Genomic DNA, 17,294 nt, shown 5'->3' on the forward strand with positions numbered 1-17,294 from the left:
AGAGGCTCGATGCTGAAAGTGGGTGAACTTGCCGCCGCCGCGGGACTGACGGTGCGCACGCTGCATCATTACGACAGCATCGGGCTGCTCCAGCCTTCGGCGCGTTCCGATGCCGGCTACCGGCTCTACGACCGCGATGACGTGGCGCGCCTGCAGCGGATCCAGGCCCTGCGCGCATTCGGCATGCGCCTTTCCGACATCGGCCTTTACCTGGACAGCCCGGCCGGCTCGCCGCTGCTGGTCGTCGAACGCCAGCTGGCGGCGCTCGACCGGCAGATCGGCGAAGCTGCGCACATGCGCAGGCAGTTGCTGCGCCTGCATACCGAACTGGCGGATGGCGGCCAGCCGGACCTGTCCACGTGGTTGAGCACACTGGAGCAGATGATGGTCTACGAAAAATATTTCACCCAGGACGAGCTGGCACAGCTCCCCATGTACCACGACGACGGCGCCAAGGCGCAGTGGAAGGCGCTGGTCGACGAAGCCGCCGCCCTGATGGGCACGGCAGCGCCCGACTCGCCCGCCAGCGCCGACCTCGCACGGCGCTGGCTCGACGCCTTCGAGAGCGGCACCGGCGGCAACCGCGCCATGGCCTCGCGCGTGAACGCGATGGCGGCGCGCGAACCGGAAGCGATGCACATCCAGTTCGGCATGTCGCCCGAACTGATGGGCTACGTGATGGCGGCGATCGCCGAACTCAAATATGGCGTATGGAGCAAGTACCTGGCGCCGGACGTGATCGCGCAGATGCGCCGGCACCACGCCGGCCGCGGCAAGGAGTGGGCGCTGCTGGTCGAGCAGGCGCGCGAGGCGATGCAGGCCGATCCCAAGGCCGCCGGCATGCGTGCGCGCGAGCTGGCGCGCGAGTGGCTGGCGCTGTTCCACGACATGGTCGGCCCCGACCCGGCGGCGCGGGAAGCCTTCCGCCATGCCAGCGCAGTGGAACCGGTGCTGCGCATGGGGAACGGGATCAGCGAGGCGATGCTCGAGTGGCTGCGGCAGGCGATGCCGAAACCGAAACCGGCAACGCAATGACAATGCAGGAATAAAAACAATGAAGAAATAAAAACAATGAAGAAATAAAAACAATGAAGAAAAAAGCGCCCCGTGGGGCGCTTTTTTCTTTGGCAGGCTGGTATTACGCCAGCTTGCCGTGGCAAGCCTTGAACTTCTTGCCGCTGCCGCACGGGCAGGGATCGTTGCGGCCGACCTTCATGCCCATGTAGGTGGTGGACGGATCGTCCGCCATCGCGGTGGCGGTTGGGGTGGCGGCGGTCGGGGCCAGCAGATCTTCCGGATCGGCGGCGGTCGGATCGAAGTCGGCGTGCTGGTAATTCACGTTTTCCAGGTGCGTCGCGGCGGCCTGCATCGCCGCTTCCGCCGCCTCGACTTCCTCGCGGGTCTGGATGCGCACGGTCATGATGGTGCGGATCACTTCGTTCTTGATCGCATCCAGCATGCTCGAGAACAGCTCGAAGGCTTCGCGCTTGTACTCCTGCTTCGGGTTCTTCTGGGCGTAGCCGCGCAGGTGGATACCCTGGCGCAGGTGGTCCAGCGCCGCCAGGTGCTCGCGCCACTGGGTGTCGATGTTCTGCAGCATGACGTTGCGCTCGAAGCCGCCGAAGGCTTCGGCGCCGACGATGCCGACCTTGGCGTTGTACGACGCGTCGGCGGCGGCCAGCACGCGCTCGAGGATGTCGTCGTCGTTCAGGTTCGGCTCGTCCTCCAGCATCTGCGCTAGCGGCACGTCCAGCGCCCATTCCTCGGCCAGCACATTCTGCAGCGCCGGCACGTCCCACTGCTCTTCGACCGATTCGGCCGGCACGTGGGCGCGCACGACGTCGGTGAACACGCCGGTACGCAGCGAAGCGATCAGTTCCGCGATGTCGGCCGCTTCCAGCAGTTCGTTACGCTGGGTGTAGATCACCTTGCGCTGGTCGTTGGCGACGTCGTCGTATTCGAGCAGCTGCTTGCGGATGTCGAAGTTGCGGGCCTCGACCTTGCGCTGGGCCGACTCGATCGAGCGGGTCACGATGCCGGCCTCGATCGGTTCGCCTTCCGGCATCTTGAGGCGGTCCATGATCGCGCGCACGCGGTCGCCGGCGAAGATGCGCAGGAGCGGATCGTCGAGCGACAGGTAGAAGCGCGACGAGCCCGGGTCGCCCTGGCGGCCCGAACGGCCACGCAGCTGGTTGTCGACGCGGCGCGACTCGTGGCGCTCGGTGCCGATGATGTGCAGACCACCCTGCGCGACCACGTGGTCGTGCAGCGACTGCCATTCATCGCGCAGCGTTTGCGACTGGGCGGCCTTGTCGGCATCGCCCAGCGCCGCGTCGGCGTCGATGAACTGGATCTGCTTCTCGACGTTGCCGCCGAGGACGATGTCGGTACCGCGGCCCGCCATGTTGGTGGCGATGGTGATCATCTTCGGACGGCCGGCCTGGGCCACGATCTCCGCTTCGCGGGCGTGCTGCTTCGCGTTCAGCACGTTGTGCGGCAGCTTGGCCTGGTTCAGGATGCCGGACAACAGTTCCGAATTCTCGATCGAGGTGGTGCCGACCAGCACCGGCTGGCCGCGCTCGTAGCAGTCACGGATGTCGTTGACCATCGCGCCGTACTTTTCCTGGGCCGACTTGTACACCTGGTCCTGGCGGTCCTTGCGCTGCGACGGACGGTTCGGCGGGACGACCACGGTCTCGAGGCCGTAGATTTCCTGGAATTCGTAGGCTTCGGTATCCGCCGTACCGGTCATGCCGGACAGCTTGGCGTACATGCGGAAGTAGTTCTGGAAGGTGATCGAGGCCAGGGTCTGGTTCTCGTTCTGGATGCGCACGCCTTCCTTGGCTTCCACCGCCTGGTGCAGGCCTTCGGACCAGCGGCGGCCGGTCATCAGGCGGCCGGTGAATTCGTCGACGATGACGACTTCGCCGTTCTGCACGACGTAATGCTGGTCCTTGTGGTACAGCACGTGCGCGCGCAGGGCGGCGTACAGGTGGTGCACCAGCGTGATGTTGGCGGAGTCGTACAGCGAGGCGCCTTCCGGCAGCAGGCCCATCTCGGTCAGGATCGATTCCGCCCTTTCGTGGCCGGCCTCGGTCAGCAGCACGGTGTGCGCCTTTTCGTCCTTGGTGTAGTCGCCCGGGACTTCGACCTTGCCCTTGCCGTCCGGGGTTTCCTCGCCGACCTGCAGGGTCAGCAGCGGCGGCAGTTCATTGATCTTGTGGTACAGGTCGGTGTGGTTCTCGGCCTGGCCGGAAATGATCAGCGGGGTACGCGCTTCGTCGATCAGGATCGAGTCGACCTCGTCGACCACGGCGAAGTTCAGGGCGCGCTGGACGCGTTCCTTGGCGTCGTACACCATGTTGTCGCGCAGGTAATCGAAGCCGTATTCGTTGTTGGTGCCGTAGGTGATGTCGGAACCGTAGGCCTGCTGCTTGGTGTCGTGGTCCATCTGCGACAGGTTAACGCCGGTGGTGAGGCCGAGCCAGCCGTACAGGCGGCCCATCTGCTCGGCGTCGCGCTGCGCCAGGTAATCGTTGACGGTCACCACGTGCACGCCCTTGCCGGACAGCGCATTCAGGTAGACCGGCAGGGTTGCCATCAGGGTTTTACCTTCGCCGGTACCCATCTCGGCGATCTTGCCGTAGTGCAGCACCATGCCGCCGATCAGCTGCACGTCGAAATGGCGCATCTTCATGACGCGCTTGGCGGCTTCGCGGCAGACCGCAAAGGCTTCGACCAGGATGTCGTCGAGGGTGGTTCCACCAGCGACGCGTTCCTTGAATTCCGCGGTTTTCGCCTTCAGTTCGGCATCCGACAGCTTTTCCATCTGCGGCTCGAGCGCGTTGATCTCACGCACGGTTTTTTGGTATTGCTTGATCAGCCTCTGGTTACGGCTGCCGAAAATCTTGGTCAGGAATGACATGCTGTGTTCTTAATAAGTACGCCGCGAGAAGTAAGCTCGAAAAGGCCGGGGATGATATCAAAAGAATATCCCCCGAAGACCGCCTGTGGCAAAAAGCTACCGATTTTATCATGCGATCTGGCCACACTTGGGGTCCACGCCACAGTTCACAAGTGCGTTTCACTAAAAAATATTATCAAATTGCATCGATTTGCGCATCGGCCGGTGTATTTCGCCGGCATCGCTTTCCGGGGCCGGCTGTGGTATGTTCGGCGCATGCAGTCCTCTTCCAACCAGCGTCCCTACACCATTTTCGGCACGCGCGATCGCCGCACGGCGTTCGGCGCGACCGACTTCCTGCGCTCTAACGAACGCCTGGCGGCCCTGCTGCCGGCGGCGATGCGCATCGGCAACCTGCAAAAAGACGTGCGCGTGATCCTGCCGCCGATGTATGGCGGCTGCGACGTGCTGTCTTTCCAGGACAGCGTGCTGGTGCTGGCGGTGCCCTCTTCCGCCGTGGCGGCCAAGCTCAAGCAGCAACTGCCGAAGCTGCAGGCCGGGCTGCAAAAGAAGGGCTGGCAGGTGGAATCGGTGCGCATCAAGATCCAGGTCGGCCGCGCGGTGGCGGCGGCGCAGCCGCAGGCCGTGAAACGGGTGCTGGAACTGCCGCCGACGGCGGTGCAGGCGTTCGAGGAGCTGGGGGAGGCCTTGCCGGCGACGGCGCAGAATGCGCCCTTGATTGCGGCTTTGCGGCGCCTGGCGGAGAAGCGGAAGGCGTAGGGTGGACGGCTCTGCCGTCCACGCGTCCAGTTCAGGCATGCACTGGTTGAACGCGTGGACGGGAAACCCGTCCACCCTACCGGCTACGTGCAGTTGCACGTCGCCCCTGCGCAGGCAGGGGTCCAAGTTGTTTGGTGTGCCTCGAACTTGGGTCCCTGCCTGCGCAGGGACGACGTTGTTTTATTGTGCGTGGAAATTCATACAGGCGATTCCTACCACGGCACAGACCGAATCAGGTCAGCGCCCACTCCCGCTCCATCTGCGCCCCATACGACTGCGGCGCCCGCGATTGCTCGGCGAAGGTCACGACCTCGTAGGCGTCCGGATGCGCCAGCAGTTCGCGCAGCAGCAGGTTGTTCAGGCCGTGTCCGGACTTGTGCGCCTCGTAGCTGGCCAGCAGCGGGTTGCCGACCAGGTACAGGTCGCCGATCGCATCCAGGATCTTGTGGCGCACGAATTCGTCTTCGTAGCGCAGGCCGTCCGCATTCAGGATGCGGTATTCGTCCATCACGATCGCGTTTTCCAGCGAGCCGCCGCGTGCCAGGCCCATGCCGCGCAGGCTTTCCACGTCCTGCATGAAGCCGAAGGTGCGGGCACGCGCCACGTCGTGCACGTAGGAGACCTTGCCGAAATCGACACTTGCGCGCTGCATGGTGCCGTCGACGGCCGGGTGGTTGAATTCGATGAAGAAGTCGAGCTTGAAGCCGTCGTAGGGCGTGAGGCGCGCCCACTTCTCGTTGTTGCCGCTGCCCTGGCGCACTTCCACCGGCTTCAGCACGCGGATGAATTTCTTGGCCGCGGCCTGCTCTTCGACCCCGGCCTGCTGCAGCAGGAACACGAAGGACGAAGCCGAGCCGTCCATGATCGGGATTTCCTCGGCGGTGACGTCGACGTACAGATTGTCGATGCCGAGGCCGGCGCAGGCCGACATCAGGTGCTCGACGGTCGAGACGCGCGCGTTCCCCTTCGTCAGCACCGACGCCATGCGGGTATCGCCCACGATGTCGGCATTCGAGGGGAACTCGACGACGGGGTCGAGATCGACGCGGCGGAACACGATACCGGTATTGGCGGCGGCCGGGCGCAGGGTCAGTTCGACCTTGGTGCCCGAGTGCAGGCCGACGCCGGTCGTGCGCACCAGCTGTTTGACGGTTCTTTGTTTAAGCATTGCCCGATTATATAGCGGCGGGCGCAGCTTCGCTGGAGGCCGCTGTATTCATATGGACTGAAAAACCACGTTCTCAGGGATGCTCGGCTTCCACGTGCGCGGTTTCGTGGCGAATCAGGTACAAGCCACTGCCGAGGATGATTGCCGCACCGATCAGGGTGGTTTGATCGGGCAAGGTTTGCCACATCAGCCAGTCGATGCCGATGCCCCAGGCCAGCGCCGTGTACTCGAAAGGCGCGACCACCGAGGCTTCGCCGTGGTTGAAGGCTTCGGTAATGGCCAGCTGCGCCAGGAAGCCGCTGACCGACAGCACCGCCAGCAGGGCCAGGTCGCCGCTCTGCACCGGCACCCAGCCGGGCGCCGCCAAGGCCCCGGCGCCGATCGACATCATCAGCATCAGCCAGAACACCATGTGCTCGCTGCGGTCGGAGCGCGCCAGGATGCGACCGCTGACCGCCGACACCGCATAGCACACGGCCGACGCCAGGATGGCGAGGCCGCCGAGGGTCAGCATGCCGTCGCCGCTGGGACGCAGGATGACCAGCACCCCGGCCATGCCGACCGCGATCGCGATCCAGCGCGCCGCGTTCACCCGCTCCTTGAGGACGAACACGGACAGCGCGGTGATCAGGATCGGGCCGATGAAGAAGATCGCATACGCCTCGGCCAGCGACAGTTCGCGCACGCCGTAAGCAAACAATGCCAGCATCACGATCCCGATCGCGGCGCGCAGCAGGTGCAGCGGCCAGCGCACCTGCAGGGCCGATCGCAGGCCGCCGCGCCACAGCAGCCAGGCGCACACCAGCGGCAGCGAGGACAGCGACCGCAGGGCCGCCACCTGCATCGCCGGATAATGGGCGGACAGCAGCTTCATCGTCGTGTCCATGATCGAGAACATGACGACGCCGGCCAGCATCGCCTGGATGCTGCGCAGGTTGCCGCTCAGTTTGCTGCCGGCCTTGACGCTGCCCTTCCCCGTCATGCTCAGCCCAGCTGTTCGAGCAGCTTCTCGGCCGACGACACGTCGAAGCCGCCGGCTTCCAGGTTCAGCTGCGCCACGACGCCGTCCCGCACCAGCATCGAATAGCGCTTCGAGCGGATGCCCATGCCCTTGGCGACCAGGTCGAATTCGAGGCCGAGCGCCCTGGTGAAGACGGCGCTGCCGTCGGCCATCATGCGCACGATCCCGGTCGCCTTCTGCTCGCGGCCCCAGGCGCCCATCACGAAGGCGTCGTTGACCGACACGCACCAGATCTCGTCGACGCCCTTGGCCTTGAGCTGGTCGGCCAGCTTGACGTAACCCGGCAGGTGCTGCGCCGAGCAAGTCGGGGTAAAGGCGCCCGGCAGGCCGAAGATGGCGATGGTCTTGCCCTTCACGAGGTCGGCCACGTTGAAGGTGTTCGGGCCGAGCGAGCAGCCTTCGGTTTCGGTCTCGATGAATTCCGCGAGGGTCGCTTCGGGCAGGCGGTCGCCGATCTGGATGGTCATGGTGGAGATTCCTGTTGTCGTTATAAGAACCGGCAAGTATGCCTGATCTAAAACAAACCGGGGTCAGAGCCCGATTTTTGGCAATAGGCTGGAGGCCATTTCCAAAATAAGGGCTCTGACCCCGGTTTGATGCTGGATAAACGAAGGGCCGGTACTGCTTGGTTCAGTACCGGCCCCCGGATCATGGAGTGTGCCGGGTGGTCAGCCCGGCAGGAGTGTTATCGCTTAGTCGGCTTGCTTGCGCAGGAACGCCGGGATGTCGTAGGTCTCGACACCGTTGCGCTGCATCGCCTGCACCTGCTCGGATGCCTGCTCGCGGCGCCACACGGCCGGCTGCTTCATGCCGACGTCGGCGGTACCGGCGATCGAACCCATGTTCACGCCGGCCGCGACCGGCGCGGTGCCCGCCATCATCGGCTGGTTGTAGGTGCCGGTGCGCAGGACCTGCTGCGGCTGGACCAGCGAGATGTTGGCCTTGTTCTTGCCCAGGCCGGTCGCGACCACGGTCACGCGCAGCTCGTCGCCCATCTCGTCGTCGTAGGCGATGCCCTGGGCGATCGCGGCGTCGGGGGCGGCGAAGGCGCGCACGGCGGCCATGACTTCCTTGATTTCCTTACCCTTCAGGCCGCGCGATGCGGTGACGTTCACCAGCACGCCCTTGGCGCCCGACAGGTCGATACCGTCCAGCAGCGGCGAGGCCACGGCCTGCTCGGCGGCGATGCGCGCGCGGTCCACGCCCGACGCGGTCGCGGTGCCCATCATGGCCTTGCCCTGCTCGCTCATGATGGTCTTGACGTCGTTGAAGTCGACGTTGATGTGGCCCGGCACGTTGATGATCTCGGCGATACCGGCGACGGCGTTGTTCAGCACGTCGTCGGCATGCTTCATCCAGTCCAGCATCGATTCGTCTTCGTAGATGTCTTCCAGCTTTTCGTTCAGGATGACGATCAGCGAGTCGACGTGCTTGGTCAGCTCTTCCAGGCCGGTCTCGGCCACCTGCATGCACTTGTCGCCCTCGTACGAGAACGGCTTGGAGACCACGGCCACGGTCAGCGCGCCCATGTTCTTGGCCACTTCGGCCACGATCGGGGCGGCGCCGGTACCGGTACCGCCGCCCATGCCGGCCGCGATGAAGACCATGTGCGCGCCGCGCAGCGCATCTTCGATGCGGCCGCGCGATTGTTCGGCCAGCTGGCGGCCGATTTCCGGACGCATGCCGGCACCCAGGCCGGAATCGCCGATCTGGATGATGTTGTGGGCGCTCGACGCATTCAGCGCCTGGGCGTCGGTGTTTGCGGCGATGAACTCGACACCGGAAACACCTTTATTGATCATGTGCTGCACCGCGTTGCCACCCGCACCGCCGACGCCGACCACCTTGATCACGGTGCCCAGTGCTGCGTTATCGACCATATCAAACTCCATGATGAACTCCTAATCTCAAAATGCCGTTCCCAAGCCAAAAACCTCATCGTTCTCAATCAGGCCTGAAGATTGGAAACGCGCCTATATTTTAAAAATATTTACGATCGTTACCAAGAAAAACCGTTACCAAGTGTTTCCATCAACGTAAAAAAATCGACTTTGCGTTGCATTTTGGATGGGACCGCCATCATGGCCTGCCAAACTGTTGCCGCTCATCAGGTTTCTTTCCGCTTCCGCCATCAGAAATTCCCCAAGAACCACTCTTTCATGCGCTGCCACACCGCCTTCACCGAACCATCCTGGCGCGTCACGATATGGCCGCGCAGGTACTGCTTTTTCGCTTCCAACAGCAGGCCGAGGACAGTCGCGTAGCGCGGGCTGCGCACCACGTCGGCCAGTTGGCCCCGGTACTCCGGCGTGCCCAGGCGCGCCGGTTTGAGAAAAATGTCTTCCGCCATCTCGATCATGCCCGGCATGATCGAGGAACCGCCGGTCAGCACGATGCCCGACGACAGCACCCCTTCGTAGCCCGACTCGCGCACCACCTGGTGCACCATCGCGAACAGCTCTTCGACGCGCGGCTCGATGACGGCCGCCAGCGCCTGGCGCGACAGCGAACGCGGACCGCGGTCGCCCAGCCCCGGCACCTCGAGCGTCTCGCCCGGGTCGGCCAGCACCTGCTTGGCCACGCCGTAGCGGATCTTGATTTCCTCGGCTTCGCCGGTCGGGGTGCGCAGCGCCATCGCGATGTCGCTGGTGATCTGGTCGCCTGCAATCGGCAGGACGGCGGTATGGCGGATCGCGCCATCCGAGAACACGGCAATGTCGGTGGTACCGCCGCCGATGTCGATCAGGACCACGCCGAGTTCCTTCTCGTCGCCGGTCAGGACCGAGTCGGCCGATGCCATCGGCTGCAGGATCAGGTCCGAGACTTCGAGGCCGCAACGGCGAACGCACTTTACAATATTTTGCACTGCCGACACCGCACCGGTGACGATGTGCACGCGCACCTCGAGGCGGATGCCGCTCATGCCGATCGGCTCGCGCACGTCTTCCTGGTTGTCGACGATGAATTCCTGGGGCACCGTGTGCAGCAGCTGCTGGTCGGTCGGGATATTCACGGCCTTGGCGGTCTCGATCACGCGGGCGACGTCGGTGGCGGTGACTTCCTTGTCCTTGATCGCCACCATGCCGCTCGAGTTGAACGAGCGGATATGGCTGCCGGCGATGCCCGCGTACACGTTGCGGATCTTGCAATCGGCCATCAGCTCGGCTTCCTCGAGCGCGCGCTGGATCGACTCGACGGTCGCTTCGATGTTCACGACAACGCCCTTCTTCAAGCCCCTCGACTCGTGCTGGCCGAGTCCGATCACTTCGTGGCGTCCATCGGCCATCACCTCGGCCACCACCGCCACCACTTTCGAGGTGCCGATGTCGAGGCCGACGATCAGGTTCTTCGCGTCTTTAGTCATGTTAGCTGTGCCTGCTTAAATTAAATGTGCTTTGTTGTTTTGGTTGGTGCTTTTTTCTGCTTCGCTGCCTTCACCGGCTTGGTGGCGTCAGCGGGTACGCTGAGTGCCGCCGAAGACAGCGCCAGGCCGTTCGGATAACGCATGTCGATGGTGTCGATGCGCCCTTCCTGCAGGCGCGCCACCAGCTGCGGGTAGATGCTCACCAGCCGCTGTACACGCCCTTTCAGGGTCGCATTGTCCTTTTCCCGTCCCAGCTCGACGTTCATGCCGTTGTCCAGCTTGACCGTCCAGGCGTAGCGGTTCGACAGGCTGATCGACTCCGGCACCAGCGCCACCTGCGCGAACCAGCCGCGCAGTTCGGCGAAGCGCGCCAGTACTTCCTTTTCGCTGCCGACCGGACCATCGAACGCAGGCAGTGCGTGGTCCTCGTCGGCCTCGGCCAGGTTGGCGGTGAAGACTTCGCCCTTGACCGACAGCAGGCGTCCATCCTCGCCCCAGGTGCCGAGCGCCTCGTGCTCTTCCACGGCGACGATCAGCTGGTTCGGCCATTCGCGGCGCACGCTGGCCTTGCGGACCCAGGGCACGGCCTCGAAGGTGGCGCGCACCTGTTCCAGGTCGGAGGTGAAGAAGTTACCCTTGATCTTCCCCATCACCCCGTTGCGCACCGTCAGTTCGTTCACGTGCTGCAGGTCCAGCCCATACATGCTTTCGACGCGCACCGCGCGCAGCGTGAACATCGGACGCTGCGACAGCCACCACACGCCCGAGGAAATGCAGGCGAGCGCCACCAGCGCGGTGATCGCGCCGGAGGTTGCATTCAGGGCTCGCACGTCATGCCACATCTTGGTTTTTCCTTACTTCTTTCCAGCCACGCCGGCCTTCAGGCTGGCCGATTGCAAAATCTGCACGCATAGGTCTTCGTAGCTGGTGCCCTCGGCACGCGCCGCCATCGGCACCAGCGAGTGGCCGGTCATGCCCGGCGAGGTGTTCACCTCCAGCAGGAAGTGGCGCCCGTCCGACTCGCGCAGCAGCACGTCGATGCGGCTCCAGCCTTCGCAGCCGAGCGCGCGGTAGGCCTTTTCCACGTCGGCCTGGATGGCGGCGGTGGCGGCGGCATCCAGCGGCGCCGGGCAGTGGTACTGGGTATCGTCGGTGAAGTACTTGTTCTGGTAGTCGTAGTTGCCCTCGGGCGCCACGATCTCGACGATCGGCAGCGCGCGCGCCTGCGCGCCCGTGCCCAGCAGCGGCACCGAGAATTCGCGGCCTTCGATGAACTGCTCGGCCAGCACCAGCTTGTCGTACTTGTGGGCCAGGTCGACCGCCGCCTTCAGGTCTTCCGCGCGGGTGACCTTGGTGATGCCGATGGTCGAGCCTTCCAGCGGCGGCTTGACGATCAGCGGCAGGCCGAGGTCGGCGACCACCTTGTCCAGGTCCGTGTTTTCGTCGATCACCGCGTAAGTCGGGGTCGGCACGCCGGCCGCCAGCCACACGATCTTGGTGGTGATCTTGTCCATGCCGACCGACGAGGCCATCACGCCGCTGCCGGTGTACGGAATGCCGAGCAGTTCGAGCGCGCCCTGCAGGCTGCCGTCTTCGCCGTAGCGGCCGTGCAGCGCGATGAACACGCGGTCGAATTTTTCCGCTTCGAGCTCGCCGAGCGAACGTTCGGCCGGGTCGAAGGCGTGGGCGTCGATGCCCTTCGACTTCAGTGCCTGCAGCACGCCGTTGCCGGACATGAGCGAGACTTCGCGCTCGGCGGAACGGCCGCCGAACAGGACGCCGACCTTGCCCAGTTCGGCGATTGCGGAAGGAGTCAGCGTATTCAAGATGCGGCCTTTTGATTCGAAATCAGTTGTTGTGGAATGCCGCCGATGGAACCGGCGCCCATGGTCAGCACGACGTCGCCGTCGCGCGCCACCTTCAGGATCGTCGCCGGCATGTCGGCGATCGATTCCACGAAAATCGGTTCGATCTGGCTGCCGGTGCGCAGCGCGCGCGTCAGGGCACGGCCGTCGGCGGCCACGATCGGGGATTCGCCGGCCGCGTACACCTCGGCCAGCAGCAGCAGGTCGGGCACCGCCAGCACCTTGACGAAGTCTTCGAACAGGTCGCGCGTGCGGGTGTAGCGGTGCGGCTGGAAGGCCAGCACCAGGCGCCGGCCCGGGTAGGCGGCGCGCGCCGCGGCCAGCGTCACCTGGGCTTCGACCGGGTGGTGGCCGTAGTCGTCGACCAGCGTGAAGCTGCCGCCGTCCGGCAGGGCGATGTCGCCGTAGCGGGTGAAGCGGCGGCCGACGCCGCGGAAGCCGGCCAGGCCGCGCGCCGTGGCTTCGTCCGGGATGCCGATCTCGCGCGCGATGGCGATCGCCGAGCACGCGTTAAGCACGTTGTGCATGCCGGGCTGGTTCAGCACGAACTTGGTGTCCGGGTAGCCTTCCTGGCGCACCGTGAAGTGCATCTGGATGCCTTCGGCATGGGCGTCGAGCGCGCGCACTTCGGCGTCTTCCGAGAAGCCGTAGGTGGTGACCGGCTTGGTCACCTGCGGCAGGATCGAACGTACGTTGGCGTCGTCGATGCACATCATCGCGCGGCCGTAGAACGGCAGGCGGTGGGTGAAGTTCACGAACGCGCCCTTCAGCTTCTCGAAGTCGTGCTCGTAGGTGTCCATGTGGTCGGCGTCGATGTTGGTGATCACCTCGATCATCGGCGACAGGTTCAGGAACGACGCGTCCGATTCGTCGGCCTCGGCCACGATGTATTCGCCGGTGCCCAGCTTGGCGTTGGCGCCGGCGCTGGTCAGGCGGCCGCCGATCACGAAGGTCGGGTCCAGCCCGCCCTCGTACAGGACGGACGCCACCAGGCTGGTGGTGGTGGTCTTGCCGTGGGTGCCGGCGATGGCGATGCCGCGCTTCAGGCGCATCAGTTCGCCCAGCATGATCGCGCGCGGCACCACCGGGATCTTGGCGGCGCGCGCAGCGACCACTTCCGGATTCGCTTCGTTGACGGCGGTCGAGGTCACGACGGCATTGGCGCCGCGGATGTGTTCCGCGGCGTGGCCGATGGACACGATGGCGCCGGCATCCTGCAGGCGCTGGCTGGCCGCGTTGGACGCCAGATCCGAGCCCGACACTTTATAGCCGAGGTTGAGCAGCACCTCGGCGATGCCGCTCATGCCGCTGCCGCCGATGCCGACGAAGTGAATGTGTTTGATCTTGTGTTTCATCTTGCCTTAGCCAGTTCTTCCAATACGTTCGCGATCGCCTCGTTGGCATCGCGCTTGCCCACCGCCTGCGCCGCCTCGGCCATCGCCAGGCAATCGTCGCGGGTGGTGGTTTGCAGCAGCTGCGCCAGGCGCTGCGGATTCAATTCGCCCTGCGGCAGGTGCACTGCCGCTTTTTGCTTGTCCATCCAGATCGCGTTGTCGCGCTGGTGGCTGGTGGTGCTGGCGACAAAAGGCACCAGCACGCTGGCCACGCCGGCCGCGGTCAGCTCGGACACCGTGATCGCGCCGGCGCGGCAGATCACCAGGTCGGCGTTCGCGTACTCCGCCGCCATGTCGTCGATGAAGTCGACCACGTTCGCTTCTACGTTCGCCTGGGCATAGGCCGTGCGCAGGGCGTCGATGTTCTTCTTGCCCGACTGGTGGGTCACGACCGGACGCAGGCCTTCCGGAATCAGGGCCAGCGCCGCCGGCACCGCATCGTTCAGCACCTTGGCACCCAGGCTGCCGCCCACCACCAGGATGTTGAGCACGCCGCTGCGGCTGGCGAAACGGTGGCCCGGCGCCGGCATCGCCAGGATCTCCTTGCGCACCGGATTGCCGGTGACGACCGCTTTATCGGCAGCTTTGCCGAAATCCGCAGGGAAGCCGAACAGCACGCGCTGCGCCATCGGGGTCAGGGTTTTATTCGACAGCAGCAGCGCCGCGTCGGCATTCACCAGCGCCAGCGGCACGCCGCGCGAGCGCGCCATCATCCCGCCCGGCACGGTCACGTAGCCGCCCATGCCCAGCACCACGTCCGGCTTGCGCTCGCCAATGATGCGGCGGCAGGCGGCAAAGGCGCCCACCATCTTGAAGGCGCCGGTGACGGTGTGCCCCAGGCCCTTGCCGCGCAGTCCGGCGAAGTCGATGCTGTCCATTGGGATGCCGTGCTTGGGCACGATGTCGCGCTCCATGCCGTGGGCGGTGCCCAGCCAGCTGACTTCCCAGCCGCGTTCGCGCATCGACTGGGCGATGGCGATGCCGGGGAAGATGTGGCCGCCGGTGCCGGCCGCCATGATCATCAACTTATTTTTCACCTGAGTGGTCATTATTGGCGTCCTCCACGCATGCGCACGCGGTTTTCGTAATCGATGCGCAGCAGGATCGCCAGGCCGACGCAGTTGAACAGGATGCCGGAGCCGCCATAGCTCATCAGCGGCAGGGTCAGGCCCTTGGTCGGCAGCAGGCCGAGGTTCACGCCCATGTTGATGAACACCTGCACGCCGAGCCAGATGCCGATGCCCTTCGCGGCCAGGCCGGCGAAGTGCTGCTCCAGCGCGATCGCCTGGCGGCCGATGTCGAAGGCGCGCTTCACCAGCCAGTAGAACAGGCCGATCACGGCCAGCACGCCCACCAGGCCGAGTTCTTCGCCGATCACGGCCATGATGAAGTCGGTATGCGCTTCCGGCAGGTAGTGCAGCTTTTCGACGCTGCCGCCCAGGCCGACGCCGAAGAACTCGCCGCGCCCGAAGGCGATCAGCGAGTGCGTCAGCTGGTACGCCTTGTCCAGCGCATTGCCCTCTTCCCACGGATTCATGTAGGCGAACATGCGCGCGCGGCGGAACGGCGACAGCGCGATGATGCTCGAGAACACCAGCACCAGCACGGCGCCGATGCCGCCGAACCAGACCATGTTGAAGCCGCCCAGGAACAGGATGCCCATCGAGATGCAGACCACCACGCCGAAAGCGCCGAGGTCGGGTTCCAGCATCAGGAGGCCGCCGACCAGGCCCATCGCGGCGGCCATCGGCATGAAGCCCTTGGTCAGCTTGTGCATGTACTGCTGCTTGCGCACCGTGAAGTCGGCCGCGTACAGCACGGCCACGACCTTCATGATCTCGGACGGCTGCATCTGCATGATCTTCAAAGGCAGCCAGCGCCGTGCGCCGTTGACGGACACGCCGACGCCGGGCACCAGTACCAGGGCCAGCAGCACCAGCGTGCCGACGAACATCAGCGGCGCGAAGCGCTGCCACACCGCCACCGGCACCCGGAACACGAACACGCCGGCCACCAGCGAGACCACGATGAACATCGCCTGGCGCACCAGGAAGTAACTGTTCTTGCCGCCCAGGTAGGCGAACTTGGGCGAATCCGGCAGCGCGATCGAGGCCGAATACACCATCACCATCCCGAACAACATCAGCAAGACGACGACCCAGACCAGCGGCTGGTCGTATTCCATCATGCGCGACGGCCGCGCACGCGTGGCGATGGTCGCCTCGTTCGAGGAGCCGCCAAATTTAAAAGGGATCTGGAAGGCCATCAGATGTCCTGCCCCTTCTCGAGCGCGATGTCGCGCACGGCATCCACGAACACCTGGGCGCGGTGCGCGTAATTGGTGAACATGTCCATGCTGGCGCAGGCCGGCGACAGCAGCACGACATCCTGGCTGCGCGCCAGGCCCGCTGCGCGGCGCACCGCCGCCGGCAAGTCGTCGAGGTCGAAGCACGGCACGCCGGTCGGCTCGATCGCCGCCTTGACCGCCGGTGCGTCGCGTCCGATGAGGAGCACGGCGCGCACGTAGCGCGAGCACGGACCGGCGAGCGGCGCGAAGTCCTGGCCCTTGCCGTCGCCGCCGGCGATCAAGAGGATCTGGCGGTCGGCTTCGCCGAAGGATTTGCCGAGGCCTTCCAGCGCGGCCACGGTGGCGCCGACGTTGGTGCCCTTGCTGTCGTCGTAGTATTCGACGTCGTCGATGCTGGCGACCAGTTCCACGCGGTGCGGCTCGCCCTGGTATTCGCGCAGGCCGTGCAGCAGCGGCGCCAGCGGCAGGCCGGCGGCGCGGCAGAGCGCCAGCGCGGCCAGTGCATTGGATGCGTTGTGCAGGCCGCGGATGCGCAGCGCGTCGGCCGGCATCAGGCGGTTGATGGCCAGCTCGACCGGTTCTTCCGGCTCATTCAGGGAGGGAGAACGGCGACGCTTCTTCTCCGGCTCCTCGGCCGGATGCGCGTTCGCCAGCCACAGCACGCCGCGTTCGTTCAGCAGGCCGAAGCTGCCCGGGGCGTCCGGTTCGCCGGTGCCGAAGGTGTTGACGGCGTTGCCGCTGCCGGCCATGCCCATCACGATCGCGTCGTCGCGGTTCAGCACGCGCACGGTGTCGGCGCCGAAGATGCGCGCCTTGTCGGCGGCGTAGGCCGCCATGCTGCCGTGCCAGTCGAGGTGGTCCTGGGTGATGTTCAGGACCGTGGCGGCGTCGGCGTTCAGGCTGAAGGTGGTGTGCAGCTGGAAGCTGGACAGTTCCAGCACCCAGGCTTGGGGTAACGCTTCCTGCAAATCGTCGGCGTCGATCACTTCGCGCAGCACGTCCAGCGCCGCCGGGCTGATATTGCCGGCCACGCGCGTGCTGAAACCGGCGCGGCGGCACAGCAGGCCGGTCATGCTGGTGACGGTGGTCTTGCCGTTGGTGCCGGTGATGGCGATGACTTTCGGCGCATAGCCGCGTTCCGCCTTCAGGGCGGCCAGCGCCTGGGCGAACAGTTCGATTTCGCCCCAGACCGGCATGCCGCGGTCGCTCGCCGCCGGCAGCAGCGCGGCCAGTTCGCGCGACGGCGCCAGGCCCGGGCTGACGGCGACGAAGTCGGCGCCGTCGAGCAGTGCCGGGCCGAAGTTACCCGCCCCGTCGCCAGCGACAAATTCCACGGCCGGCACAGCTGCGCGCAAGGCCGGCAGGCGCTGCGGCTCGGCGCGGGTATCGGCCACGCGCACGCGCGCGCCGCAGCGCGCGAGCCACTGCGCCATCGCCAGGCCCGATTCGCCGAGTCCCAACACCAGTGCGGTTTTGCCGTCGTAGTTCAT

Annotated in this window: 14 protein-coding genes; 2 read left to right on the forward strand and 12 right to left on the reverse strand. The window is 65.4% G+C overall.

Annotation, left to right across the window (positions count from 1 at the left end; genetic code table 11):
• Positions 1 to 9: 9 nt before the first annotated feature.
• Positions 10 to 1,035, forward strand: a complete 1,026-nt coding sequence (locus U1H99_RS17715) for a MerR family transcriptional regulator (protein WP_323143033.1) — start codon at positions 10 to 12, stop codon at positions 1,033 to 1,035.
• Between the two features lie 103 nt (positions 1,036 to 1,138).
• On the opposite strand, the gene secA is transcribed toward U1H99_RS17715, so the two are convergent.
• A complete protein-coding gene (secA, locus tag U1H99_RS17720; RefSeq protein WP_323143034.1) occupies positions 1,139 to 3,925 on the reverse strand; it encodes a preprotein translocase subunit SecA in 2,787 nt (928 codons plus the stop codon).
• 255 nt (positions 3,926 to 4,180) lie between these two features.
• Here secA and U1H99_RS17725 point away from each other — a divergent pair, with 255 nt between their 5' ends.
• Complete coding sequence (locus tag U1H99_RS17725; RefSeq protein ID WP_323143035.1) at positions 4,181 to 4,684, forward strand: DciA family protein; 504 nt, start codon at positions 4,181 to 4,183, stop codon at positions 4,682 to 4,684.
• Between the two features lie 232 nt (positions 4,685 to 4,916).
• On the opposite strand, the gene lpxC is transcribed toward U1H99_RS17725, so the two are convergent.
• The 11 genes from lpxC to murD all read right to left on the reverse strand — a co-directional run bounded on the left by lpxC (position 4,917) and on the right by murD (position 17,294).
• Complete coding sequence (gene lpxC / locus U1H99_RS17730) at positions 4,917 to 5,852, reverse strand: UDP-3-O-acyl-N-acetylglucosamine deacetylase (RefSeq protein WP_323143036.1); 936 nt, start codon at positions 5,850 to 5,852, stop codon at positions 4,917 to 4,919.
• A 73-nt stretch (positions 5,853 to 5,925) separates the two neighbouring features.
• Positions 5,926 to 6,768 (reverse strand): DMT family transporter, encoded by an 843-nt coding sequence (locus U1H99_RS17735; protein ID WP_323143271.1) that lies wholly within the window; start codon positions 6,766 to 6,768, stop codon positions 5,926 to 5,928.
• A gap of 68 nt (positions 6,769 to 6,836) precedes the next feature.
• Positions 6,837 to 7,340: a peroxiredoxin gene (locus tag U1H99_RS17740; protein WP_323143037.1), complete on the reverse strand. Its 504-nt coding sequence runs from the start codon at positions 7,338 to 7,340 to the stop codon at positions 6,837 to 6,839.
• Positions 7,341 to 7,565: 225 nt separating this feature from the next.
• Complete coding sequence (gene ftsZ, locus U1H99_RS17745) at positions 7,566 to 8,765, reverse strand: cell division protein FtsZ (RefSeq protein ID WP_141838466.1); 1,200 nt, start codon at positions 8,763 to 8,765, stop codon at positions 7,566 to 7,568.
• Positions 8,766 to 9,004: 239 nt separating this feature from the next.
• Positions 9,005 to 10,237, reverse strand: a complete 1,233-nt coding sequence (gene ftsA / locus U1H99_RS17750) for a cell division protein FtsA (RefSeq protein WP_141838468.1) — start codon at positions 10,235 to 10,237, stop codon at positions 9,005 to 9,007.
• A gap of 20 nt (positions 10,238 to 10,257) precedes the next feature.
• Positions 10,258 to 11,079 (reverse strand): cell division protein FtsQ/DivIB, encoded by an 822-nt coding sequence (locus U1H99_RS17755; protein WP_323143038.1) that lies wholly within the window; start codon positions 11,077 to 11,079, stop codon positions 10,258 to 10,260.
• A gap of 12 nt (positions 11,080 to 11,091) precedes the next feature.
• Positions 11,092 to 12,063: a D-alanine--D-alanine ligase gene (locus tag U1H99_RS17760; protein ID WP_323143039.1), complete on the reverse strand. Its 972-nt coding sequence runs from the start codon at positions 12,061 to 12,063 to the stop codon at positions 11,092 to 11,094.
• Positions 12,060 to 13,457, reverse strand: coding sequence for a UDP-N-acetylmuramate--L-alanine ligase (gene murC, locus U1H99_RS17765; RefSeq protein ID WP_323143040.1), 1,398 nt, complete (start codon positions 13,455 to 13,457; stop codon positions 12,060 to 12,062). Before murC ends, U1H99_RS17760 begins: the two co-directional genes overlap by 4 nt.
• Positions 13,454 to 14,518 carry an undecaprenyldiphospho-muramoylpentapeptide beta-N-acetylglucosaminyltransferase gene (murG, locus tag U1H99_RS17770; RefSeq protein ID WP_323143272.1) on the reverse strand — a complete coding sequence of 355 codons (1,065 nt, stop codon included), beginning with the start codon at positions 14,516 to 14,518 and terminating at the stop codon, positions 13,454 to 13,456. The genes murC and murG overlap by 4 nt, the downstream gene beginning before the upstream one ends.
• Positions 14,519 to 14,544: 26 nt before the next feature.
• Entirely contained in the window at positions 14,545 to 15,762 is a 1,218-nt protein-coding gene (gene ftsW, locus U1H99_RS17775) for a putative lipid II flippase FtsW (protein ID WP_323143041.1), read from the reverse strand.
• Entirely contained in the window at positions 15,762 to 17,294 is a 1,533-nt protein-coding gene (murD, locus tag U1H99_RS17780; RefSeq protein ID WP_323143042.1) for a UDP-N-acetylmuramoyl-L-alanine--D-glutamate ligase, read from the reverse strand. Before murD ends, ftsW begins: the two co-directional genes overlap by 1 nt.

This window comes from Massilia phyllosphaerae, from assembly GCF_034659755.1.
GTDB classification, from domain to species: domain Bacteria; phylum Pseudomonadota; class Gammaproteobacteria; order Burkholderiales; family Burkholderiaceae_D; genus Telluria; species Telluria phyllosphaerae.